Raw genomic sequence first — 24,480 nt, 5'->3', positions numbered from 1 at the left:
GGGAAGTCCTGTGGGATTCCCCGGCCTCGTCATTAGCGGTCAGGCGTCGCGTCTAGGGGGGAACGAGCCTAGTTCACTCCTCGCCTACGTGGTCGCCGTCTCGGACCGAGCAGTCGAACAGGTTGTACTTGGCGATGGCCTGTTCGACCAGCGACGGGTCGATCTGGCCCTTGTCAGCCAGCGCGGCCAGCGTGCGCACGACCATCGACTCGGCATCGATGTGGAACCAGCGGCGCGCGGCGCGGCGCGTGTCGGAGAGACCGAATCCATCCGCGCCCAGCACGTGGTAGTCGCCCGGCACCCACTGCCGGATCTGGTCGGGCAGCATGCGGTCGAAGTCGGAGGAGGCGATGAAAGGGCCTTCGCGCCCTGCGAGCTTGGCGGACACGAAGGGCGTACGGCTGGGCTGGGAGGGATGCAGGTAGTTGTACTCGTCAGCATCGAGGCCGTCGCGGCGCAGCTCGTTCCATGAGGTGACCGACCACACGGCGGCGTCCACGCCCCAGTCGCGGGCCAGCAGCTGGCGGGCCTCGCGAGCCCAGGGGACCCCCACGCCGGAGGCGAGGAGCTGGGCCTTGGGGCCGCCGAAGTTGGCGTGCTCGTCAAGGTTGTAGATGCCCTTGATGATGCCCTCGGTATCCACGTTCTTTGGCTCGGCCGGCTGGTGGATCGGTTCGTTGTACACGGTGATGTAGTACATGACGTTCGGATCGCGGTCGCCGGCGTCGCCGTACATGCGTTCCAGGCCGTCCGCCATGATGTGGCGGATTTCGTAGGCATAAGCAGGATCGTAGGAGACGAATGCGTGGTTGGTGGCCGCCAGGACCTGCGAGTGGCCGTCCATGTGCTGCAGCCCCTCGCCGGCCAGCGTCGTGCGGCCCGCGGTCGCACCGATGACGAATCCCTTGGATAGCTGGTCACCCGCCGCCCAGAACTGGTCGCCCGTGCGTTGGAAGCCGAACATCGAATAGAGGATGTAGATGGGTACCATCGGGAGGTCGTGCGTGGCGTACGCCGTGCCCACGACCTGGAAGGCTGCGGCAGAGCCGGCCTCGGTGATGCCCGTGTGCATGATTCGGCCGCGCTCGGACTCCCGGTAGGACAGCATCATATCCGCGTCCACGGGCGTGTATGACTGGCCGGTTGTGTTGAAGATCTTCGCCGACGGGAAGATCGCGTCCAGGCCAAAGGTCCGCGCCTCGTCGGGAATGATCGGCACGAAGTACTTGCCGACCTCCCTGTCTTTGATGAGGTCCTTGATCAAGCGCACGAGGGCCATCGTCGAGGCGACCTCCAGCTTGCCCGAACCCTTCGACAGCGCCTCAAAGGGGCGTGTGGGCAAGGGGGGCAGCTTGGGCTGGCGGTCGGCGCGGCGCTCGGGCACCCACCCGCCCAGCACCTCGCGGCGCTCCTTCATGTACTGCAGGGCCGGGTGGTCGGCGGGCGGCATGTAGTAGGGCGGCTGGTAGGGATCGCGCTCCAGCTCCTCGTCCGTGATCGGGATCTGGAGGCGGTCGCGCAGCTGCTTGGCGTCCTCAAGGGTCAGCTTCTTCATCTGGTGCGTCGAATTGCGGCCCGCAAAGTGGCTGCCCAGCGCGTAGCCCTTGATCGTGTGCGCCAGGATGACGGTGGGTTGCCCCGTGTGCTCCATGGCGGCCCTGTAGGCGGCGTAGACCTTGCGGTAGTCGTGGCCGCCGCGCTTGAGCCCCCAGATCTGGTCGTCGGTCCAGTTCCTCACCATCTCCTTCGTGCGCGGGTCGCGGCCAAAGAAGTGCTCGCGGACGAACCCGCCGTCGTTCGCGCGGAAGGTCTGGTAGTCGCCGTCGAGTGTCTCGTTCATCAGGTGGACCAGGGCGTCGTCCTTGTCGGCCGCGAGCAGCTGGTCCCAGCCGCGTCCCCAGATCACCTTGATGACGTTCCAGCCGGCCCCTTTGAAGAATGCCTCCAGCTCCTGAATGATCTTTCCGTTGCCGCGGACGGGTCCGTCGAGACGTTGCAGGTTGCAGTTGATGACGAAAGTCAGATTGTCCAGGCGCTGCTGGGCGGCGAGCTGCAGCATACCGCGCGACTCGGGCTCGTCCATCTCGCCGTCGCCGATGAACGCCCACGTGTGCTGCTGGGAGGTGTCCTTGATGCCGCCCAGGTGCAGGTAGCGATCGAACCACGCTTGGTAGATGGCCTCGGCGGGCCCCAGCCCCAGGGAGACCGTGGGGAACTCCCAGAAGCGATTCAGCTGGCGAGGGTGTGGGTAGGAGGGCAGGCCGTGGTGGGTGGAGGCTTGCTGGCGGAAGCCGTCCATTTCCTCTTCGGAGAGGCGTCCTTCGAGGAAGGCGCGCGCGTAGGGGCCGGGCGAGGCGTGGCCCTGGAAGAACACGTGGTCGCCGCCGCCGGGGTGGTCCTTGCCACGGAAGAAGTGGTTGAGGCCGACCTCGTAGAGGGTGGCCACGGAGGCGTAGGAGGAGATGTGTCCGCCGACCTTGACGCCGGGGCGCTGAGCGCGGGTCACCTGGACGGCTGCATTCCAACGAATCCAGCGGCGGTACTCGCGTTCCATGGCCTCGTCGCCGGGGAAGTACGGCTCCTGGTCAACGCTGATCGTGTTGACGTAGGGGGTGGTGTATTCCCGGGGGAGTTGAACGCCGTTGCGGCGCGCCTCATCGAGCATGTGCAGCAGGATGTAGCGCGCTCGGGGACCGCCCTTTTCGTTGATAAGCCCGGACAGGGACTCGACCCATTCGGCGGTCTCCTGGGGGTCGTTGTCGGGGACCTGCGGGATCAGTCCGTTGACGACGGGGTGGGGCTCGGGGAGTTGGCTCACGGTGTACCTTCTCGCTTGACTTGGTGCTGCTCGTACAGCATGTGTGGGCGATGCCCTGTGGCGACACCGCGCATATTAGGACTATTGTCCCACTAATGGAGATGGTTTGCGAGTGTTTGATTTCGTTGTGCGGTATGAGGTGCGTATCATCGCGTGGTCGAGTTGGTGGGGATATACCTGCTGGTCAGCTTAGTGTCGCGCGAGCTGTTCATCATTGTCCTGAGAACCTCTTGCATTCCACCGGGTAAAATGCCCTAGGATGAAGGCGTGAACGTTGATATGACACTGAGCAACAGCTCGACGAGGGGCGGTGCTGCGCGATGGCAGTGAGCCTGGGGTTTGCGTCCGATGCAATTGTGCAGGAGTTTTACGTCGACGACGACGTGGATCAGTCCGTGCGCGCGTCCGTGGAGGCCCAGACCGGTCAGCCATTGGTTGATGTTGACTACGGGGACGTCGTTGATGGGGCCATCGTGTGGTGGCGCTCAGACGACGCCGAGGAGGAAGACCTGGCGGACGTCCTGGTGGATGCCATGAGTAACCTGGATGACGGAGGGTTGATCTGGGTGCTGATCCCCAAGGCTGGACGTCCCAATTCCATTGACGTCGCCGATGTTGAGGAAGCGGCGAAGATCGCGGGCCTGCACGCGACGACGACGACGGCGCTGGGGGAGCGTTGGGGGGGAGTGCGGCTCACGGCGCGTCCCCGTTCGCGCCGCTGACCAATCGCCGAGGCAAGGGCGGGGCGCGCGGGCGCGCTTCTGCTCAGGTGTGAGGTGCCCGCGGGCACCTAATCTGGTAGATTGGCGCGTGCGTGGGGGCCTTTAGCTCAGTTGGCTAGAGCGTCTGGTTTACACCCAGAAGGTCATCGGTTCGAGCCCGGTAGGGCCCACGAAACGTCCGGGGCCGGAAGCGAGCGCTTCCGGCCCCTCGGCGTGTCTATGCGCGGGGGTGTGCGCCTCGCATGTCACTGCTCGGAGGAGAGTTCCTCAACGACGTGTTGGCCCGCGACGAGCTTTCCGGAGGCGCCCGCCCCCAGTTGCTCCATGGCCAGTCGGGCCACCAGCTGCTGGTTCGTGGTCGTGCGCTGGGAACGCGCGCCCGAGAGGAAACTGAAAAACCAGTTCACCAGTGTGCCCACCTGCGACTTGAAACCGACGATATAGAGCAGGTGCAGGAAGCACCACGACACCCACGCAGAAAAGCCCGTTAGGTGCACGTTTCCCATCTTGACGACGGCCCTAAAGCGGGCGATCGTCGCCATCGATCCCTTGTCGAAGTAGGTGAACTCGGTGGCCCTGGGCGGGCGACCCGCCAGGCGCGCCTTGATCGTATCTGCGGCGAAGCGCGCTGACTGGATTGCTCCCTGAGCGACGCCGGGCACGCCTGGGAAGGCCATCATGTCGCCCAGGACGAAGATCTCCGGATGATCCGGCAGGGTCAAATCCGCCTTGACGCTCACGCGTCCCGCACGATCCACCTCGGCACCCGTGGCCTCGCCCAGCAGGCGACCCAGCGGACTCGCGGACACGCCCGCCGCCCACACCTTGCACACGGCATTGATCGTCTCGACCTCGCCGGAGGCGTATTTCAGGGTGACACCCTCCGCGTCAACGTCGGTGACGAAGGCGTCCATCTTCATCTCGACGCCCATCTTCTCCAGCGCACGCTGAGTCTTGAGTCCGAGCTTTTCGCCGAAGGGGGGAAGCGGGTGGGATGCTCCGTCGACCAGGATGACGCGTGCCTTCGTCGGGTCGATGCGACGGAACTCGCCCCGAAGAGTCTTGGATGCGAGTTCGCGGATCTGTCCGGCCATCTCTACGCCGGTGGGGCCGGCACCCACGACGACAAAGGTCAGCAGGCGCTCGACATCAGCCTGGTCGGTGGCGATCTCGGCCTGCTCGAACGCTCCGAAGATGCGCGCGCGCAGTTCGAGTGCGTCGTCGATCGTCTTCATGCCGGGAGCGAAAACAGCGAAGTGGTCGTTGCCGAAGTAGGATTGTCCCGCACCGGCGGCGACGATGAGCGTGTCGTAGGGCGTCTGGGCGTATTCATTGTGGTTGCGCCACTTCACGATGCGCGCGTCGATGTCGATGTCCTCGACGAGGGCCTGCAGTACGGTTGCGTTCTTCTGTCCGCGCAGAATCTCACGCGTGGTGGGGGCGATGTCGCCCTCGGAGAGGATGCCCGTGGCCACCTGGTAGAGCAGGGGCTGGAAGAGGTGGTGGGAGGTGCGAGCCAGGATGGTGATGTCGGCGTCGGCCTTCCTCAGGCGACGGGCGGCCGCAAGCCCTGCGAAACCGGAACCGATGATGACAATGCGATGGCGGGACATAAGACTCTCCTTCAATTTAGCAAGGTTAATCTTACTAATTTATGACGCAAGAGCATTGTGAGGTAAGGCACGCCTAAGTATATTTGTTTCAATGCGACCACGAGCTGGCCGCCGCGAGCGGATCGAAGAATTGTCTTCGAATCCCGCCACAAGACCTCGTGCGTCAGCTTCACGGCGCGAGGGGTAGTGGCGCAGCGCGACGCGAATAACGCGGACGCGCCACGCCGGTTAGGGCGAGGCGATCGGGGCCGGGGTGCTTCGCCAACACCGACGCTGGCGCGGGCGAATAGTCGGGATTACGACGCGGATTGTGCCCTGGTTGCCGCCAATGCCGAACGCCGCTCCGAACGCTGCCTGAGGCGTTCCAGAACAGAACCCGCTTCCTGCAGGGTCGAACCCGAGTCCGCGATGTGGCGCAGCTGGCTCGGAATCTCAAACCTGCGGGCACGCATGCCCTTGGCCCACAGCAGTCCGGCGCGATACGACGAGCGCACCAGCGGTCCGGCCATCACACCGGCAAAGCCCCTCTCCTCGGCCTCGGCGGCCATCTCCAAAAACTCCTCGGGGTGAAGCCAACGATCGATCGGGTGATGCAGAGGAGAGGGACGCAGGTACTGCGTGAGTGTCAGCAGGTCGCAACCCGCGTCGTGCAGGTCACCCATGGCCGCGCTGATCTCCTCGCGCGTCTCGCCCAATCCCAGGATCAGGTTCGACTTCGTCACCATGCCCCCGTCATGGGCGCGCCGAATCATCGCCAGCGACCGCTCATAATCAAAGGCGGGGCGGATCTGCTTGAAGATGCGCGGAACAGTCTCCAGGTTATGAGCAAACACCTGCGGGGCGGCCTCGATCACCATGTCGATCGATTCGCTTCGTCCTCGGAAGTCGTCGACCAGGAGCTCGACGCCCGTCCCCGGGTTCAGCTCGTGGATGAGACGGCATGTTTGCGCGTAGAGCCTAGCCGCCCCGTCCGGCAGGTCGTCTCGAGCCACGCCCGTGATTGTCACGTAGCGCAGTTCCAGGTCCCGCACCGACTCGGCGATACGGCATGGCTCGTCCTCGTCATACTTGCTTGGGCGTCCCGTCGCGATGTCACAGAAGTCGCAGCGCCTAGTACACAGGGCGCCGCCAAGCAGGAACGTCGCTTCGCGATCCTGCCAGCATTCGTAGATATTGGGACAACCCGCCTCCGCGCACACCGTATGCAGGCCCTTCGCGTGCGACAGTGAGCGCATATCCCGGTAGTTCGCGCCAGTATTCGCGGTCGTGCGAATCCACTCGGGTTTCTTCTCGATGGGCGTAAGAGAGTTACGCGCCTCGATGCGCAAGAGCTTACGCCCCTCGGGATCGGGCAGCGTACTCATAGCGGTGACCTCGATGCGTGGGTGATGGAAGAAGGGGTCGCGGCCAGGCACGGGGAAATGCGGGCCACCATGCGTGGAATAAGCTCATTCGCGGCGTCGGCGACGCTCGTTAAAACCCCCTCCCATGACAGCGACGTCACATCCGCGTCGGTAAGTCCGCAGGGAATGATCCCCTCGAAAGCGCTTGCCCGGTCAATGTTGACGTTCAGCGCCACGCCGTGCAGGGTCGCACCCCGCGCGACCCTGAGACCGATCGCGCAAATCTTGCGGTCGCGGCGCCCCTCCTCGGTCAGCCATGCGCCCGCGCGCCCCTCCACCCGGCGAGCCGGCAGATCCCATGCGTGCCGAATCGTGTCGATAACCGAGGCTTCAACCGCGCGAATCCACGCCACTAGGTCGGTGGGCTCGGCCAGACGCACGACGGGGTAGACAACGAGCTGGCCGGGACCGTGCCAGGTCGCGGACCCGGCGCGATCCGTGTGGATAACGGGGACCGTCGTGGACGGGATATCCTGCGGCTTCGTGTGACGCCCGGCCGTCCACGTGGGGGTGAACTCAGAAACGATAATCGTGTCCTCGCCACCCGCGAGGACCTCCTCGTGCACGGATCGTTGCAGTGCGTCGACCTGCGTATAGTCCACCAGGCCGTGATCGAGTAGGTTCATAATCTGCACGGTGTGATCATAGTCGCGGGCAAGGTCCCTTGCTTGTCGGTGCTCCGGTATGCTTGTCGCATGCAGTCTTCCACTCACCTCCCCCTTGCTGCCACAGACGTCGACTCCGCGTCAAATTCGTGGACAGTCGGCGATGTCATGGCCCTGATGGAGTCGTGGTATCCGGCGGAAACCGCTCAGTCTTGGGACCGCGTTGGCCTCATCGTCGGGGACCCGGGCGCGCCCGCGAAATCGATCCTGCTCGCGCTCGACCCGACTGCAATGGTCGCCGCCCAGGCAGTGGCCGGACCCGACGGTGGCGGCGACTGCTTCGACATGGTCATCACCCACCACCCGCTCCTGCTTCGTGGTGCCTCCTTCCTTCCCGTCTCAGACCCGAAGGGTGCCGTCGTGACCACGCTGATCCGCTCGGGCATCGCACTCTTCAACGCCCACACGAATGCCGATGTCGCCTGCGACGGCGTCGCGACGGCCCTGGCGGATCTGATCGGTCTGCGCGAGGCCACCCCCCTGGAGCCCAGCGGCATTGACGCCGACGGCCACGACATCGGCCTGGGGCGGGTGGGTAACGTGGATGAAACGACCCTCGGCGCCCTCGCCGACCACGTTGCCGCGGTGCTTCCGGCGGGCCCAACTGGCCTGTTGGTCGGAGGGGACGAGGCAATGCGGGTGCGTCGCGTGGCGGTTCTTGGCGGGGCGGGGGACAGCGCTCTCGAGGCCGCTCGCGAAGCAGGCGCCGACGTATACCTGACGGCGGATCTGCGTCACCATCCCGCCTCAGAGCACCTCGAAGGCGGTTCTCCCGCACTTTTGTGCGGCTCGCACTGGGCGACGGAATCCCCGTGGCTTCCTGTCCTGGCGCGGCGCCTGAGAGCAGCGGCGGCGAATGCCGGCGTGGAAGTTTGTGTCGAAGTCTCTACGATTGTCACCGAGCCGTGGACCAGCCACCGAGTTACCCAGGGAGAACTAGCGTGAAAGCGACGCACACCGACCAGCTTGACCTTCTCGAACTGCAAAAGCTTGACCAGAAAGAGTCGGCGCTGCGGCACAAGCGCGACTCGCATCCCGCGCACGCGATCGTCCGCGAGTTCGCGGGGCGCGTCGCGGACCTACAGCGAGCTGCGGTCAGCCAGAACGCCGTCATCTCAGACACCGGACGCGAGGTGACGCGCATCGAGGACGAGATAGCCAAGGTGAGCGAGCGCCGTCAGCGTCAGCGGGGACGCATTGATGCTAATCAGGTACCCCTGCGCGATATCTCGGCGATGGAGCATGAGATCGCGCAGATGGACCGTCGATTGGCCAAGCTTGAGGACGATCAAATCGACGCCGAAGAACGCGTGGAGGCGGCGCGCACCGCGCAGGAGAAAATGAAAGCAGAGGCGCGGGCGATCACCGATGATATCGAGCGCCTCAAGGCACAATTCCAGGCCGACGTCGCCGAGACCGACGAGGAACTGCGTCACGTTATCGCTTCACGCCGTGAGCTCGTGGACCGCCTGCCGGGGGCTCTTCTCGAGGAATACGAGGAGGCGCGCCGCCTCAACGGTGCGCTGGCGGTCATCGAGGTGCGCGACGGTTACGGTATCGGCGTCGCTGCGGACCTGAGCCCAATGGAACTAGAAAGTATCCGCCTCACGCCCGCCGACGAACTGTACCTGACTGAAGAAACGGCACAGATTGTCGTGCGGACGGCGGCGGACACCCCGCGCTGAAGGCTACGCCTCGATCGCGTAGACGTCCGCGAGGTAGAAACCCTGCCGGTCTCTCGTGACCTTCACACGGATCTCGGTGGCGGTAACGGGGGAGGGCAGTGTGACGATCCTGCGATAGCCCACCGAGCGGACGCGCGCAATTTCCTGTTCGCCACCCGTCTCGTCGCACGCAGTCACCACGGCCTCGTCGATGCGCTGCCCGCGGGCGATGTCCTCTTCGAGGACTACGGCGCTGACCCGGCGGTCGGCCTCGAAGCGCAGCGTTACGCCATCGTCGATATCCTCGCGTAAGGCCCTGATCCTGCGCGAGCGGAAGTGAGCGATCTTCTCTCCCAGCTGGGCGAGCACATTTACGTCGGATTGAGCCAGGAGCCCGTGCCGGTTGGGTGGGACGTTGAGCAGGAACGTCGCATTGCCTCCGACCGAACCCAGCCAAATGGAAAACAGCTCGTCGACGCTGCGCACCTGTGTGTCTTCGGCATCGTGGTGGAACCAACCCCTGCGCGTGGAGGTGTTGACTTCGGCGGGATACCACGCGAGCGGGCCGCGGTACTTCGTCAGCGCATCGCGTGATCCCAGGTCCTCGTCTGCGCTGGCTACTCGGCGCGAAAACTCGCCGTCGTCGATCTTCTGGGAGTTTTTGGCGGTGCGCTCGGCCTCGCGCAAAGACGCGGGAACGACAGACCACTCGTTCGTGCGCACGCTGCCCGCCTCGTTCCCACACCAGCGGACGTCCGGACCGCACACGGAGATCACGGCTTCGGGCGCCAGTGCGCGCACGGTGTCGTAAATGCGCTCCCAGTCGTAAACCTGGGTCTTTCCGTTGGGGCCTTCGCCACACGCGCCGTCGAGCCACACCGAAAAAACCGGACCGTAGTGGGTGAGCAGCTCAATCAGCTGGTTGATGTAGAAATCGTTGTAGGCCCGGCCCTGCCCGTACGTTTCCTCGGTCATGTCCCACGGAGACAGGTAGATGCCGAACTTCAGACCGTGGCGGGCCGCCGCTTCCGACACCTCGCGCACGAGGTCGCCGCGCCCGCCGCGCCAGGGCGACGAAGCGACCGTGTGCGCCGTGTAGGCAGACGGCCACAGGCAAAAGCCGTCGTGGTGTTTGCAGGTTAAAATCACGCCGGTCATGCCGGCGCTGACGAGGGCTCGCATCCACTGATCAACGTCAACGCTATCCGGGTTGAAGAGGGCCGGATCCTCGTGGCCCTCGCCCCACTCGCGGTCGGTCATCGTGTTCATGCCGAAATGGATGAACGCGTACATCTCCATCTTTTGCCACTCAAGCTGGCGATGGGTGGGTCGAATGTTGGCCAGATAGTCTTCGTTGATCATGCCTCAGGTTTCCGCTTCGTGGCCGATTTCTCGGCCCGGCCTGCACCCTGCAGGTTCCGGAAAAAGAATAGCGTACCTATCAGTTCGTGACCAATGTAACTGTGCGAGTTGATCCGCCGCGCTTCGTCGGCTTCTCGTTGCCACAATTATTTCAACCGTTCGACGCACAGCTCGCACGCGCGTGCCCAGGGAACCTTGCAGGCAGCAGGTACGGCTCTGAACGTGCATCGACGGTGATCTGATGGCAGGCTTCGGCGCACATAACTCGATGGCTGCAAGAAGGACCGGTGAACAGCCGGGGTGCGAGCGCGTTCCCGGGGCAACCAGACCAGCGTGCACACACCCCTATCGCGCCACCGACTGCGGGCGCTAGAATTGTGGAGGATCGGTCGGCCGGGCGGCCGCGCGCGGAAACGCTCGAGGAACGTCCGGGCTCCGCAGGGCAGGGTGATGGCTAACAGCCACCCGGGGTAACCCGCGGGACAGTGCCACAGAAAAGAAACCACCTCCACGGACAGTGGCGGTAAGGGTGAAAAGGTGAGGTAAGAGCTCACCAGCGGCGTGGGTGACCGCGTCGGCTAGGTAAACCCCACCCGGAGCAAGACCGAGCAGCAGGCAGGGCGGCCCGTCCGATGCCTGCGGGTAGGTTGCTGGAGGCCGTCGGCAACGGCGGTCCTAGATAGATGGTCGCCACCCTAGTGCCGGTAACGGCCTGGGGGACAGAACCCGGCGTACAGGTCGACAGATCCGAGAAGGACCCCGATGTGAGTCGGGGTCCTTCTGCTTTCTAGCGCCAGTTCACGCGCGCCCGTGCGCCGCATAGTAGGCGGCGCCGACGATGCCCGCTGTATTGAGCAGCTTCGCCGGGATCATGGGGGTCTTCAGCGACAGGAGAGGCATGAATTTCTCGTGGTTTTCCGAGACGCCACCGCCGACGACGAACAGGTCGGGATTGAGCAAGAATTCGACGTGGCTGTAGTAGCGTTGGAGGCGCTGTGCCCACTGGTCCCAGTTCAGGCCCTGCACAGTCTTTTGCCCGGAGGAGGCCATCTTCTCGGCGTCGTGCCCATCGATTTCGAGGTGACCCAGTTCGGTGTTGGTCAGCAGGGTACCGTTGACGATAATCGCGGAACCGATGCCCGTGCCCTGCGTGGTGAAGACGATGACGCCATCGTGGCCCTTGGCCGCGCCGTAGGCGACCTCGGCCATACCCGCGGCATCCGCATCGTTGAGGGGGACGACCGGGCGACCCAGGTGGCGTTCCATGAGGGCGCGCACATCCACGTCAACCCACGACTGGTCAAGGTTGGCCATGTAGGGGATAACGCCGTCAAAAACCGGAGCCGGAAAGGTCACGCCGATCGGCACTTCGGGCTTCACGTCGAGCTGGTCGATGACGGCACGACACACGTCCGCCACGGCTTCGGGGGTTGCCGGGTCAGGAGTGGGAATGCGAATCTGATCCCCGATGTACTGGCCGGATTCCAGATCGACCAGCGCACCTTTGACGCCCGATCCTCCGATATCGATGCCGCAAGCGACCTGAGCCATGACCCCTCCTTGGGTGATGTATGTGCTGTTGTATGCGGGCCCCTGATGCCCGACTTACCTGAAGTATAGGGGATGCCACCGACTGTGGCGCAACCCGCTTCGGGCTGTGAGAGTCGGAAGCGGGTTGCGTGCGACGCGATCAGGCGAGGGTGAGGATCTCTGCCCCTTCTTCGGTGACGACGATTGTGTGTTCGAACTGAGCGGTGCGCGAACGGTCGGCGGTGACAACGGTCCAATCGTCGTCCCATTGTTCCCAATTCGCTGTGCCCAGGGTCAGCATGGGTTCAATCGTAAAGACCATGCCCGGTTCCAACACCGTGTCGTAGTTCGGGGCCGCGTCGTAATGGGGAATGATCAGGCCCGAGTGGAAGGCTTCGCCGACGCCGTGCCCGGTGTAGTCGCGCACGACCCCGTAGTCGAAACGCTTCGCGTACGCCTCAATGACGCGCCCGATGACGTTGATTTCGCGTCCCGGGCGCACGGCCTTGATTCCGCGCATCATCGCGTTCTTGGTACGTTCGATGAGCAGGCGCGACTCCGCATCGACGCTTCCGACCTCGAACATGGCGCAGGTATCGCCGTGGACGCCGTCTTTGTACGCGGTGATGTCGATGTTGATAATGTCGCCATCTTCCAGGGGGCGGTCGTCGGGGATGCCGTGGCAGATGACCTCGTTGACGGAGGAACAGATAGCTTTGGGGAATCCCATGTAGCCGAGGCACGAAGGATAGGCGTCGTGAGCGATGATGTACTCGTGGCCGATGCGGTCGAGTTCGTCCGTCGTTACTCCGGGAGCGATGGCTGCGGCCACGGCATTAATCGCTCCGGCGGCGATACGTCCGGATTCGCGTATTTTCGCAATTGTTTCAGGGGACTTGACATCCGATGCGCTCACGCGCTCCGGGCCGTCGTGGAACATGTACTCCGGGCGTTCGATATGCTCGGGAACGGCGCGCATGGGGGAGACGCGTCCGGGGGTGAGGGTTCCCAGCGGTGCGCGGCGCGCGAGCGGCGATGCTTCCATCGGTTTATTGTCCTGCCTAGTCGTTCTTGTAGTTGTCGGGGCCCGGGAAACTGCGGGTGCGCACGGCGGCAACGTAGTCGCTGGCAGCCTCTTTAAGGGCGGGGCCGAGCTGGCCGAACTTGTGGACGAATGAGGGGACCCAGTCGGAGTATCCGGCCATGTCGGACCAGACCAGTACCTGACCGTCTGTGTGGGGGCCAGCACCGATACCGATGGTGGGGATCCGCGCCGCGCTCGTAATTTCCTTCGCGAGGGTTGCCGGCACCATTTCGAGGACCACAGCGAAGGCTCCGGCGGCTTCGATGGCCTCGGCATCGCGTCGCAGCGTGTCGGCTCCATCGCCTCTGCCTTGCATGCGCGGCCCGCCGAGGCTGTTCTCCGACTGGGGGGTGTATCCGAGGTGAGCGCACACGGGGATACCGGCTGCGGTCAGCGCCTCAATGATGTGTGCTCGTTTCGTTCCTCCCTCTAGCTTGACGGCGTGCGCCCCGGCCTTCATCAGACGCGCTGCGGAGGCGAAAGCGTGCTCGGCTGAGTCTTCGTAGGTGCCGAACGGCAGGTCGGCGACAATCATCACTCGTGAGGTGGAGCGTGCGACGGATGCAGTTGCGCGCTCCATGTCCTCGAGAGTGACGGGCAGGGTGGAGCTGTGCCCAAGCATGACGTTGCCGAGAGAATCACCGATCAACAGCATGTCGACGCCTGCGGCCTCGAGAATCGGCGCGGTGAGCGAATCGTACGCGGTGAGCATCGTGAGGGGGATGCCCTCGGCTTTCGCGCGCGCGATGTGCTGGACGCGTACGCGCTTGGCGGACAGGGGGGAGGGCAGCGGGGACGAGGCCGTGGCCCCGTCTTCGGGTTGTGTGACGTGAGACATGGGGTTCCTTTGGTGAGATGGCGGTTGGCGCAGCAGCGTATTCACGCCTTACAGGGTAGCGCGGCTGCAGACCCGGTGAGCTGTGAGGAAGCACGAACGGGTAGGATGGGGGCGGTGCGCGTGATTTCTGCGCGGACAACCCAGTTGGACAGAAGAAGGAAGCAGGACATGGCTGGCAGTGCCCCTGACCTTGATCCTCTTGACCAGGCCGCAGTTGACGCCGTTCGCAGTCGGGGCCTGGTTGATATTGAAGCAGCTGACTCGTTGGAAGCCCTCCGGGCTGTTCGAGCCTCGCTTTTTGGAGATCAAGCCCCACTAGTGAGCGCGAACCGTAGGATCGGGGCGCTAGAGCCGGCCAAGCGCGGTATCGCGGGCAAGAGCCTCGGGCAGGCTCGCAAGGTGCTGACTGAAGCTCTCGAACAGCGCAAGGAGGTCCTCGCCGCGGCCCATGAGGCTCGCATGCTGGTCGAGGAATCAGTCGACGTGACGCTTCCGACACGCCGACGCCCGCTGGGTGCGCGACACCCCCTCGAGACGCTGATGGAAGAAGTCGCGGACTTTTTCGTCGGCATGGGATGGGATATCGCCGAAGGCCCGGAGATCGAGCACGAGTGGTTCAACTTTGATTCGCTGAACTTCGACATCGATCACCCGGCGCGTCAGATGCAGGACACCCTGTACATCGATGGGCGCAGCGTCGGGGCCGACCGAGAGGACGGGGCGCACCTCGTGATGCGTACGCACACCTCTCCCGTCCAGTCTCACGCGATGCTCTCCCGCGGGGTGCCGCTTTACGTTGCGTGCCCTGGAAAGGTGTTTCGCTCCGACGCTCTGGACGCCACCCACACGCCCGTCTTCCATCAGGTTGAGGGGCTTGCGGTGGATGAAGGGCTGACGATGGCTCACCTGAAGGGAGTGCTGGATCATTTCGCCAGGGCTATGTTCGGCCCCGAGGCAAAAACGCGCCTGCGTCCGTCCTACTTCCCTTTCACCGAACCCAGCGCGGAGATGGATCTGTGGTTCCCCCAGAAGAAAGGCGGTCCGGGTTGGATCGAGTGGGGCGGCTGCGGCATGGTGAATCCGAACGTCCTGCGTGCCAACGGCATCGATTCTGAGGTTTATTCGGGCTTCGCTTTCGGGATGGGGATCGAGCGCACGCTGATGCTTCGCCACGGCATTTCAGACATGCACGACATCGTCGAGGGGGACGTGCGTTTCTCTCAGCAGTTCGGACGCAATGGAAGGGGTAACTGACATGCCTATGGTCCCGCTGAGCTGGCTGGCCGACCACGTGGATATCGCCGAGGGGACGGATGCTCGTGCCCTGGCCGCGGCACTGGTCAAGGTCGGCCTGGAAGAAGAAAAGATCCACCCCGCCCGGGTGACCGGCCCACTCGTGGTTGGCCGCGTCTTGACACGCACGGAGGAAACAGCCTCCAACGGCAAGGTCGTCAACTACTGTCGCGTCGATGTTGGTGACCATAACGACGCGCCCGGAACCGGCAAGGAACCGTCGGCTCTGCCCAGCCGCGGAATCATCTGCGGCGCCCACAACTTTGACGTTGATGACCTGGTCGTCGTCTCGCTGCCCGGCGCCGTTTTGCCGGGGGATTTCCAGATCGCCGCTCGAAAGACGTATGGGCATGTCTCGGACGGGATGATTTGCTCCGCGCGTGAGCTCGGTCTGGGTGAGGACCACTCGGGAATCATTGTCCTGCCGCGGTTTTTCCCTGACCGAGAGATTCCGCCCGTCGGCACGGATATCGTCTCCTGGCTCGGTCTGGGCGAGGAAATCCTGGAGATCAACGTGACTCCCGACCGCGGCTACTGCTTCTCGATGCGCGGTATTGCCAGGGAGTACTCGCACTCGACGGGAGCTTCCTTCCGGGATCCGGGTGACGCGGGTGTCATAGCGCAGTGTCCACCGAGTGCTAACGGCGATGGCTTCCCGGTCGTGTTCGCTGACGACGCGCCTATTCGCGGCCACCTCGGCGTCGACCGTTTTGTTACCCGCGTCGTTAGCGGGACGAACCCGGGGGCGCCCACCCCGCGGTGGATGGTTGAGCGTCTCGAGGCCGCCGGAATGCGTTCGGTGTCCCTGCCCGTTGACATCACGAACTACGTGATGCTGGATCTCGGTCAGCCGATGCACGCCTATGACTTAGGTGCGCTGTCCGCCCCGATCGTCGTTCGTCGCGCTCGCGTCGGCGAGACCCTGGTGACCCTGGATGAGGAGCCGCGCGAGCTGGACGTTCAGGACTTGCTGATCACGGACTCTCCCAGCGGCGATGCCTCGCGCGTCATCGGCATCGCCGGTGTCATGGGCGGGGCGTACTCCGAGGTGGGGGAGAGCACCACCGACGTTTTGTTTGAGGCCGCCCACTTTGATGCGGTCTCCGTCGCGCGCAGCGCGCGACGGCATAAGCTGCATTCCGAGGCATCGAAGCGCTTCGAGCGCGGTACCGATCCGGCGCTGCCCGCCATCGCCGCGCAGCGCGCCGTGGAGCTGCTCGTCCAATACGGGGGTGGCACCGTCCATCCGGGCGTGACGGACGAGGATCAGCGCGGATGCGTGGCCCAGATTACGCTGCCGGTCACTGAGGCCGAGCGTCTGACCGGAGCCGAGTACACCCCCGAACGTGTCGCGGAGCTTCTGCGCGCCGTTGGCTGCACCGTCGAGGAACCCGTTGACGGTGTGTTCGCCGTGACTCCGCCGTCGTGGCGGCCTGATTTGACGCTGGCAGCTGACCTGGTCGAAGAGGTCGCTCGGCTCGACGGTTACGACAACATTCCGGTCGTCTTGCCGACCGCCCCTGCCGGTCGCGGGCTCACGCTCGCCCAGAAGGCGCGTCGCCTCGCGGCGACGGCCCTGGCCGATGGTGGCCTCGTTGAGGTGAAGTCTTACCCCTTCGTGTCCGACACCTGGGACCGCCAGGGAATTCCGGCGGATGATTCGCGGCGGCAGGCCCTGCGCCTGCGCAACCCAATGGCAGACGATACGCCGTGGCTTCGCACCTCGGTGCTCGACACCCTGTTGGACGTCGCGGGGCGCAACGTGTCCCGCTCGAACGCGGACGTGGCCATCTTCGAGATCGCGAAGGTCGCCAAGCCCTGCGGGACGGTTCCTGCTGATCTGCCCGGCGCCGAGCACCGTCCCGGGGACGCTGTTCTCGCCGCGCTTGAGGCGGGGATCCCTGCTCAGCCGTGGCATGTTGGCGGCGTTCTGACCGGCCGGGCGGTTGCGGCTGGTGTTTTGTCTCAGGCGCGCGCATTCGATTGGGCCGACGCGCTCGACTACGTTCGCGAGGTCGCGTCCGGCCTGGGTGTGCGTGTCGAGGTGACGCGAGCCTGGGTGGATACCGTTGCGTCACACAAGGGCGCTCCGATGCCGACTCCCGCCACGGATCCGGCTCGTGTTGCGCCCTTCCACCCCGGACGTGTCGCGCGCGTGTTCGTGCGCGCGGGTCGAGAGCTGATTGACGTCGCCCTCGCGGGCGAGCTCTCGCCGGTCGCCTGTCGGGAGTTTGGGCTCCCGGCGCGCTCGTGTGCGTTCGAGATCGACATGGATGCGCTGATTTCCCAGATGTCTGCCCAGCCGATCCAGGTTAAGAGGGTATCCACCTTCCCGCTCGCCAAGGAGGACATTGCGCTCGTCGTGCCCTGTGACATTCCGGCGTCCCGCGTTGAACAGATCGTGCGTCAGGGCGCCGGAGCGTTGACGGAGTCCGTGACCCTTTTTGATATCTACGAGGGAGATCAGGTGCCCGAAGGCTATCGATCGCTTGCCTTTGCGCTGCGTCTGCGCGCAGCGGACCACACTCTCACCGCGAAGGAGGCTGCTAAGGTCCGCACACAGGTAGTGGACAAGGCCGCCAAGGTTCTCGGGGCATCGTTGCGCGCTTGACAGGCCGTGCGCGTATGGGCGGTCGAATCTCACGTGTGGCACCCCACTCATTGGGGTGTTGCGTGCGTGGTTTCGACCGGCCTTCGCTCTACCATGGGGTTATGCACATCCTTGTAACTGCAGCATCAAAGCACGGGGCGACGAATGAGGTTGCCGATGCCATCGCACGGCGCTTCGAAGGGGCCGTCTTTACGGTTGACCGCATAGCGCCCAATGACGTGGACACAGTTGAACCCTATGACGCGGTGATCGTCGGCTCGGCTGTGTACATTCTTCAGTGGATGCCGGAAGCCCACGATTTCATGGAGCGTTTCAAGGATGAGCTGCAGGCCAAGCAGGTGTGGGCCTTCTCTGTCGGCATGGACGGGGTTCCTAAGCACGCGCCGCAGGATCCCACCCGTGTCGGCCCGCTCCTGACGCACGTTAATTGCCGCGATCTGCACAGGTTTCCGGGGCGGTATAAGCCGTCATTGCTGTCTCTTCGTGAGCGATCGGTGGCGCGCCTTGCCGGCGTGGTTGAGGGCGACTTCCGCGATTGGGATGCAGTCGACCAGTGGACCGATGGGATTATTGCGGAGCTTCGGGGCTAACGATTTTCTCGAGGGCAGGCGGGTGAGGTGCATGCCTCACCCGCCTGCTTGCTGATGCACGACCGCTTGCTGATATGCATCTGTATGTATAATCATGCATATGAGTGCGACAGCAGCGTTCCCGAGCACGAAGAGTGCCAGGCATGAAATGATCCGCGATCTCCTGGCCTCCGAGTCCATCGGCAGCCAGGAAGGGCTGCGGAGTCGCCTCGCCCAACGCGGGATTGAAGTGACACAGACCACGCTGTCGCGCGACCTTATGGATCTGCGGGCCACAAAGATACGCGACACCTCCGGCGCGCTCATCTACACCGTTCCCGACCACGACGGCGGTGCGACGCACGACGCCGAGGCCGCCAATGTGCGCCTCGCCCGCTGGTGCCAACTCTTGCTCGTGACGTCGGTCAAGGTCGGTCATCAGCTGGTATTGCGTACCCAGGTCGGCGCTGCAAACCTTCTCGCTTCCTCGATCGACGCGGTCCGGCGTGAAGAGATCGCTGGGACGATCGCCGGGGATGACACCATCCTGGTGATTTGTCGCAGCGAAACGGAGGCAGCTGAGGTCGAACGATTGCTCCTTGCCCTCGCAGAACCCGGCGCCCTGCCCGAAAACTAGCCGCCGCCTCGTCGGACGAGCCGAAGAGGATACTATGAACCCGCAACTGGAAGGAACCCACATGTCGAGCAAAGACCGTGTCGTCCTGGCGTATTCAGGCGGCCTGGATACCTCTGTCGCGATTGGATGGATCGGCGAGCGGACCGGCCGCGAGGTCGTAGCCGTCGCGGTCGACGTCGGCCAGGGAGGCGAGGATCTCGAGGTTATCCGCCAGCGTGCCCTTGACTGTGGCGCGGTCGAAGCGTACGTCGCCGATGCGCGCGATGAGTTTGCGTCCGAGTACTGCATGCCCGCCCTGAAAGCGAATGCGATGTATGAGGGAAAATACCCTCTCGTGTCGGCGTTGTCCCGTCCCGTCATCGTCAAACACCTCGTGAAGGCAGCACGCGAGTTTGGTGCGACGACCGTCGCCCACGGCTGCACGGGCAAGGGCAATGATCAGGTTCGTTTCGAGGTGTCGATCACCTCAATGGCGCCCGACATGGACTGCCTCTCTCCGGTTCGCGATCTCGCCCTGACCCGGGACGTCGCGATTGACTACGCGGACAGGCACAATCTTCCTATCGAAACCACGAAGCACAACCCGTTCTCGATCGACCAGAACGTGTGGGGCCGCGCCATCGAAACCGGTTTCCTTGAGGATTTGTGGAATGCCCCCACCAAGGACGTCTACGTCTACACCGATGACCCGACGTACCCGCCGGTACCCGACGAAGTGGTCATTACGTTCGACAAGGGCATTCCCGTGGCGATCGACGGTCGATCGGTCACCCCTTTGGAGGCAATCCAGGAGATGAATCGCCGTGCAGGCGCGCAGGGCGTTGGGCGCATCGACATGGTGGAGGATCGTCTGGTTGGTATCAAGTCCCGTGAGATTTACGAGGCCCCGGGCGCCGTTGCGCTCATTGAGGCGCATCAGGCGCTTGAGTCGGTCACGCTGGAGCGGATGCAGCACCGCTACAAGCGCCAGCTTGAGCAGAGCTGGGGTGAGCTCGTCTACGAGGCCCAGTGGTACTCGCCGCTGAAAAAGTCGATGGACGCCTTCATCGAGCACACGCAGGAATACGTTAGCGGCGACATTCGCATGGTGCTCCACGGCGGGCGCGCCACTGTCAATGGGCGTCGTTCTCCCTCCTCCCTGTATGACTTCAACTTGGCGACGTACGAAACGGGTGACACCTTCGATCAGTCTTCGTCGCGGGGCTTCATCGACATCTACGGTATGCAGTCGAAGCTCGCCGCTGCCCGCGATGTGCGTTTCGGCGCGAACACGGGCTACTGACAACGTGGTTGAGGGAGTTCTCACAGGGAATGTTTCAGTTGGGTTTCAAGAGGTGTGAGCGTCGGGAATGGTACACCCACCTCGCATAATGTTTCGTGTATGACCTATGAAGCGAGCGCTGCGATTGATGCTGCCGCGGGCATCGATCGGGACGATACCCTGCGCGAGCGCATGATGCGCTATACGGTCGCGGGGATGTTCTTCGTCGGCTTTGCCGGAAAGGGCGTCCGTGGGATCTTTGGAGAGATCGGTTCCCTGGTTCCGATGCTCATCCTGCTCGTTTCTTTCGTCGTACTCTTTCGCATCTCGGGTCGTTCCCTCATGCTGCGTCGTTTTCCAACGACGACGTGCCTATTCGTCGTCTGGTGCGCCCTGTCGTGTGTCTGGTCGGTATCGCCGCTTCTCAGCGCGCAATACTCGATCGTCCAGGCGGCGCTAACGCTCGTCTCGATAGCTATCGCCGTAGCCCTGCCGCTCATCACGTTGGTCGAATCACTAATCCTGGCTCTGCAGTGGATCATTGGCTCCTCCTTCGTTCTCGAGGCCGTGGTTGCTCTCACGGGTCAAGGGCCGTTGGCGCCTCCCACATACTGGGGGAGGGGAACGCTGCCCGCCTCCTACTACTGGATCGAGGGACGCTTGTTGAGCTGCGGTCCGATCCAAGGATTCCCCGGTAATCGCAATCCACTGGCCTTTGTTGCCCTGCTTCTCGCGGTGTGCCTGATCCTGCGCTACATGCAGACGCGGACTTCCCGATTGGCGACGTTCGGCTGGCTCGCGGCTTGCGCGGCAGTCCTGTTGTTGACGCAGTCGGCAACGGTCGCGCTCTCCGCCGTCGGATGCCTGCTTGTTATCGTGGGACTCGTCGTTCAGCGTCGCGTCCCCGAACGCCTGAGGGGCCGCCTCGTCGGTGTCTTCACGGGGATGGGGATAGCGGCCGCGATTGGCGCGTTCTTTGCACGGCATACGATCGCCGACGCGTTCGGCCGCAGCCCGGATATGAGTGGCCGTTCCGTGATCTGGCACCGGGTGGCGGACCTTATCGCGGAGCATCCGGTCGGGGGCTGGGGTTGGTTCATCGGATGGCCGACCTCGCTGGAACCTTTTGCCTCCCTCGTAATACGTTCGGACGGTACGGCGACGAACCAGGCGCACAATGTGTACGTGGAGGCGGCGCTGACGACGGGTTTCGTGGGCGCGTTCATCATTACCGGAGCGATCGCCTGGACTCTGTATCGCGTCGTGAAAGTTGCTGTCGCTCACATTGATGACAACCTGTGGGACGTTATCCCCGCGGTCCTGATGATCGCGATGTTTATCCAGTCCTTTACCGAATCGCGCCTGCTCTTCGAAGGCAATTGGATGCTGTTTGTCGTGATTGCGACGTGGGTGAAAGTGCGCGGCGAGGTTCCCGTTGTGTGGCCGTCGGTGGCGCGTCAGCATCTCGAATACTCTTAAAGCCATGCGCCGGTGTTTCTGTTCGCCTCAGGAGGAACAATGTCGAAGTTCGAAACGCACGTGTCTTTGTGGGGTGGCCGTTTTTCGGGCGGTCCGTCTCAGGCGCTGGCAGCGCTGAGCGTATCGACCCACTTCGATTTCCGGTTGGCTCACGTTGACATCGCGGGCTCGCATGCGCACGCGGATGAGCTTCACCGCGTCGGCTTGCTGAACGATCGGGAGTGCGCGGATATGCACGCCGCGTTGTCGAGGCTCGACGCTGATGTCACGTCTGGAGTTTTCGTTCCCAGCGTGGACGATGAGGACGTGCACACGGCGCTTGAGCGCGGCCTCATTGAGCGAGCCGGAGCCGCGTTGGGGGGAAAGCTGCGTGCAGGTCGCTCGCGCAACGACCAGATCGCGACGCTCATTCGCGCCTACTTGCGCGAGGAGTCTCGCCACCTCGCCGATCGTGTTCTCCAGATCGCTCAGGCGCTCATCGATCAGGCGGTGCGCGTCGGGGACGCCGTTATGCCGGGACGTACGCACATGCAGCACGCCCAGCCCGTCCTGGTCGCTCATCACCTTCTTGCACACGTGTGGCCGCTTCTGCGCAACGTTGAGCGCCTGCGGGACTGGGATAAGCGTGCCGCGATTTCGCCGTACGGATCCGGCGCGTTGGCCGGTAACACGCTGGGCATGGATCCTCGGCGCATTGCTGCCGCCCTCGGGTTCTCCAGCTCCGTTCCAAACTCGATTGATGGAACGGCGTCGCGCGACGTCGTGGCTGAGTTTTCGTTCGTCTGTGCGCAGATCGGCATCGATATCTCGCGCCTGTCCGAAGAGATCGTTATCTGGAATACGAGGGAGTTTGGCTACGTTACCCTCGATGACTCCTACGCGACGGGATCCTCGATCATGCCTCAGAAAAAGAATCCCGATGTCGCGGAGCTCGCGCGCGGCAAGGCGGGGCGCCTCATCGGAGATCTCACGGGTATCCTCACGGTGCTCAAGGGGATTCCACTTGCCTACGATCGTGACCTTCAAGAAGATAAAGAACCCGTTTTCGACCAGATCGATACCCTGGATGTCCTGTGCCCAGCGGTCGCCGGCATGATCGACACGATGACGATTCATCTCGACCGGCTGGCCGAGCTGGCTCCCCAGGGCTTCTCGCTGGCCACCGACATTGCCGAATGGCTCGTCACGCGCGGGGTTCCGTTCCGCGAGGCCCACGAGATATCCGGTGCGTGCGTGCGTCTCGCCGAGGCAAGGGGGGTAGAACTCGCCGACCTGAGCGATGAGGAGCTTGCCTCAGCCTCGCCGGATCTTGGCCCCGAGGTGCGCTCGGTTCTCACGGTTGAGGGATCAGTGGGCGCACGCCTGGGGCGTGGTGGTACCGCACCCGCGCGGGTCGCCGAGCAGATTGGGGAGGCAAAGAGCGCCCTGGCTGACGCTCGGCAGTGGGCGGCTGCCGGCCTGGGGTAACGCCGCCTGCCCCCAGCCGATACACTGTCACCGCACCAATTAGTCGGATCCGCGAGGAAGGACAACTTTCGTGACAGATATTCTGGATGACCTCCAATGGCGTGGGCTGCTCGCGCAGCACACCGATCTTGAGGCGCTTCGTGCCCACCTTGCCGCCGGGCCTGTCACCTTCTATTGCGGTTACGATCCGACGGCACCATCCCTCCATCACGGGCACCTGGTGCAGCTGATCGTCATGCGTCACCTCCAGCTCGCCGGGCACCGTCCACTCGCCTTGGTTGGGGGAGCGACCGGGCAGATCGGCGATCCACGCCAGAGCGGCGAGCGCCAGCTGCAACCCACGGAGGTCGTCCAGGGGTGGGCGGACCGTCTGCGCGCCCAGATTTCGTGTTTCCTCGATTTCGAGGGGCCGGCCGCCGCGCGGATGGTGAACAACCTCGACTGGACGCAGGAGATGAGCGCGATCGATCTTTTGCGCACGATCGGCAAGTACTTCCGCGTGGGTACGATGCTGGGCAAGGACATCGTTGCGCGCCGTATCGCGTCCGACGAAGGCATCTCGTACACCGAGTTCTCTTACCAGGTGCTTCAGGCAAACGATTTCCTAGAACTGTACCGACGCGAGGGGTGCACCTTGGAGACGGGAGGCAATGATCAATGGGGCAACATGGTCGGGGGCGTCGATCTTATCCGTAAGGTCGAGGGCGCCGACACCCACGTCATGACCACGCCGATCATCACAAAGGCCGACGGCACAAAGTTCGGCAAGTCGGAGGGTGGCGCGATTTGGCTCGACCCGGAGATGATGACGCCCTATGCCTTCTACCAGTTCTGGCTGCAGGTGGCTGACCAGGACGTGGTCCGGTTCCTGAAGATCTTCACCTTCAAGCCGCGCGAAGAAATCGAGGCACTGGCCGTGGAGGTTGCCGAGCGTCCACACCAGCGCACGGCCCAGAAGGCGCTGGCGGCGGCGGTTACCGAACTCGTGCACGGTCCTGATCAGCTTCGGCGCGTTCTCGGCGCCACAAAAGCCCTGTGGGGAGGAGGAGACATCCGCGACCTGGATGAGGCGACGCTCGCCGCTGCGACTGCGGACCTGCCGCGCGCCACGGTGTCTGTCGGTGCGTCCGCGGTCTGGGAGGCGCTCGTCGCCCTTGGCTTTGAAAAGGGCAAGACTGCGGCCCGCAGAACAATCGCATCCGGAGGAGCCTCCATCAATAACGTTAAGGTTGAGGATCCCGACGCAATTCTGGGCCAGAGCGATGTTCTCGCAGGCGGTTTGGCTCTCCTTCGCAAGGGGCGCAAAAACTTGGCGGTCTTGGAACTGCGTTGAGTGCGCGAGAGAGGGGGCGCGCGGCTACGGTCGCGCGCCCCCTCTCTTGTTGTGTGTGGTGGGGGTGTGGTGGAGGTTACGGTGGTTTGGTTTGACTTTGGGTGTGTGGGGTGGGTATTGTTTTCTCCGTT

19 protein-coding genes, 1 tRNA gene and 1 other RNA gene are annotated in these 24,480 nt (G+C 63.8%); 13 read left to right on the top strand and 8 right to left on the bottom strand.

All coding sequences use genetic code 11. The features are described 5' to 3' along the window. Window positions 1-73: 73 nt before the first annotated feature. Window positions 74-2,818 carry a pyruvate dehydrogenase (acetyl-transferring), homodimeric type gene (aceE, locus tag BLT68_RS02300; RefSeq protein WP_074632631.1) on the bottom strand — a complete coding sequence of 915 codons (2,745 nt, stop codon included), beginning with the start codon at window positions 2,816-2,818 and terminating at the stop codon, window positions 74-76. A 320-nt stretch (window positions 2,819-3,138) separates the two neighbouring features. On the opposite strand from aceE, the gene BLT68_RS02295 reads away from it, so the two are divergent. Then, window positions 3,139-3,540 carry a DUF3052 domain-containing protein gene (locus BLT68_RS02295; RefSeq protein ID WP_050694830.1) on the top strand — a complete coding sequence of 134 codons (402 nt, stop codon included), beginning with the start codon at window positions 3,139-3,141 and terminating at the stop codon, window positions 3,538-3,540. Between the two features lie 96 nt (window positions 3,541-3,636). Beyond that, window positions 3,637-3,710 (top strand) — tRNA-Val (locus BLT68_RS02290). Between the two features lie 75 nt (window positions 3,711-3,785). Here BLT68_RS02290 and BLT68_RS02285 read toward each other — a convergent pair. From BLT68_RS02285 to lipB, 3 genes are all read right to left on the bottom strand, one after another. Next, window positions 3,786-5,153, bottom strand: a complete 1,368-nt coding sequence (locus BLT68_RS02285) for an NAD(P)/FAD-dependent oxidoreductase (protein WP_050694829.1) — start codon at window positions 5,151-5,153, stop codon at window positions 3,786-3,788. Window positions 5,154-5,449: 296 nt separating this feature from the next. After that, window positions 5,450-6,517 carry a lipoyl synthase gene (lipA, locus tag BLT68_RS02280; RefSeq protein ID WP_050694828.1) on the bottom strand — a complete coding sequence of 356 codons (1,068 nt, stop codon included), beginning with the start codon at window positions 6,515-6,517 and terminating at the stop codon, window positions 5,450-5,452. Beyond that, entirely contained in the window at window positions 6,514-7,191 is a 678-nt protein-coding gene (gene lipB, locus BLT68_RS02275; protein ID WP_050694827.1) for a lipoyl(octanoyl) transferase LipB, read from the bottom strand. Before lipB ends, lipA begins: the two co-directional genes overlap by 4 nt. A gap of 60 nt (window positions 7,192-7,251) precedes the next feature. On the opposite strand from lipB, the gene BLT68_RS02270 reads away from it, so the two are divergent. Beyond that, on the top strand, window positions 7,252-8,166 hold the full coding sequence (locus BLT68_RS02270) for a Nif3-like dinuclear metal center hexameric protein (RefSeq protein ID WP_082175844.1): 915 nt from the start codon (window positions 7,252-7,254) through the stop codon (window positions 8,164-8,166). Next, on the top strand, window positions 8,163-8,906 hold the full coding sequence (locus BLT68_RS02265) for a zinc ribbon domain-containing protein (protein ID WP_074632629.1): 744 nt from the start codon (window positions 8,163-8,165) through the stop codon (window positions 8,904-8,906). Before BLT68_RS02270 ends, BLT68_RS02265 begins: the two co-directional genes overlap by 4 nt. A gap of 3 nt (window positions 8,907-8,909) precedes the next feature. Here the strand turns inward: BLT68_RS02265 and BLT68_RS02260 are convergent, their stop codons facing one another. After that, window positions 8,910-10,247: an alpha-L-fucosidase gene (locus BLT68_RS02260; protein WP_074632627.1), complete on the bottom strand. Its 1,338-nt coding sequence runs from the start codon at window positions 10,245-10,247 to the stop codon at window positions 8,910-8,912. Between the two features lie 385 nt (window positions 10,248-10,632). On the opposite strand from BLT68_RS02260, the gene rnpB reads away from it, so the two are divergent. Continuing rightward, window positions 10,633-10,997: RNase P RNA component class A (gene rnpB / locus BLT68_RS02255), an RNA gene on the top strand. 48 nt (window positions 10,998-11,045) lie between these two features. Here rnpB and ppgK read toward each other — a convergent pair. From ppgK to panB, 3 genes are all read right to left on the bottom strand, one after another. Continuing rightward, window positions 11,046-11,798 carry a polyphosphate--glucose phosphotransferase gene (ppgK, locus tag BLT68_RS02250; RefSeq protein WP_050694824.1) on the bottom strand — a complete coding sequence of 251 codons (753 nt, stop codon included), beginning with the start codon at window positions 11,796-11,798 and terminating at the stop codon, window positions 11,046-11,048. 139 nt (window positions 11,799-11,937) lie between these two features. Beyond that, a complete protein-coding gene (map, locus tag BLT68_RS02245) occupies window positions 11,938-12,822 on the bottom strand; it encodes a type I methionyl aminopeptidase (protein ID WP_173546192.1) in 885 nt (294 codons plus the stop codon). 16 nt (window positions 12,823-12,838) lie between these two features. Continuing rightward, a complete protein-coding gene (gene panB, locus BLT68_RS02240) occupies window positions 12,839-13,699 on the bottom strand; it encodes a 3-methyl-2-oxobutanoate hydroxymethyltransferase (RefSeq protein WP_050694823.1) in 861 nt (286 codons plus the stop codon). Window positions 13,700-13,867: 168 nt separating this feature from the next. Here panB and pheS point away from each other — a divergent pair, with 168 nt between their 5' ends. From pheS to tyrS, 8 genes are all read left to right on the top strand, one after another. Beyond that, on the top strand, window positions 13,868-14,953 hold the full coding sequence (gene pheS, locus BLT68_RS02235; protein ID WP_070778237.1) for a phenylalanine--tRNA ligase subunit alpha: 1,086 nt from the start codon (window positions 13,868-13,870) through the stop codon (window positions 14,951-14,953). Window position 14,954: 1 nt separating this feature from the next. Further along, complete coding sequence (pheT, locus tag BLT68_RS02230) at window positions 14,955-17,603, top strand: phenylalanine--tRNA ligase subunit beta (protein WP_074632626.1); 2,649 nt, start codon at window positions 14,955-14,957, stop codon at window positions 17,601-17,603. A gap of 101 nt (window positions 17,604-17,704) precedes the next feature. Further along, entirely contained in the window at window positions 17,705-18,193 is a 489-nt protein-coding gene (locus BLT68_RS02225; RefSeq protein ID WP_070778239.1) for a flavodoxin domain-containing protein, read from the top strand. A gap of 94 nt (window positions 18,194-18,287) precedes the next feature. After that, the gene (gene argR / locus BLT68_RS02220) at window positions 18,288-18,809 is read left to right on the top strand and encodes an arginine repressor (protein ID WP_050694819.1); all 522 of its coding nucleotides are present in this window, start codon (window positions 18,288-18,290) and stop codon (window positions 18,807-18,809) included. A gap of 61 nt (window positions 18,810-18,870) precedes the next feature. After that, the gene (locus tag BLT68_RS02215; protein ID WP_070778240.1) at window positions 18,871-20,091 is read left to right on the top strand and encodes an argininosuccinate synthase; all 1,221 of its coding nucleotides are present in this window, start codon (window positions 18,871-18,873) and stop codon (window positions 20,089-20,091) included. A gap of 99 nt (window positions 20,092-20,190) precedes the next feature. Beyond that, a complete protein-coding gene (locus tag BLT68_RS02210) occupies window positions 20,191-21,549 on the top strand; it encodes an O-antigen ligase family protein (RefSeq protein WP_050694817.1) in 1,359 nt (452 codons plus the stop codon). 39 nt (window positions 21,550-21,588) lie between these two features. Further along, entirely contained in the window at window positions 21,589-23,016 is a 1,428-nt protein-coding gene (argH, locus tag BLT68_RS02205; protein WP_050694816.1) for an argininosuccinate lyase, read from the top strand. A gap of 70 nt (window positions 23,017-23,086) precedes the next feature. Further along, window positions 23,087-24,349: a tyrosine--tRNA ligase gene (gene tyrS, locus BLT68_RS02200; RefSeq protein ID WP_050694815.1), complete on the top strand. Its 1,263-nt coding sequence runs from the start codon at window positions 23,087-23,089 to the stop codon at window positions 24,347-24,349. Window positions 24,350-24,480: the final 131 nt, after the last annotated feature.

Source organism: Schaalia meyeri (assembly GCF_900105015.1).
GTDB classification, from domain to species: domain Bacteria; phylum Actinomycetota; class Actinomycetes; order Actinomycetales; family Actinomycetaceae; genus Pauljensenia; species Pauljensenia meyeri.
The sequence above is the reverse complement of the archived record's forward strand: the minus strand, read 5'-3'. Positions and strand labels throughout refer to the sequence as shown.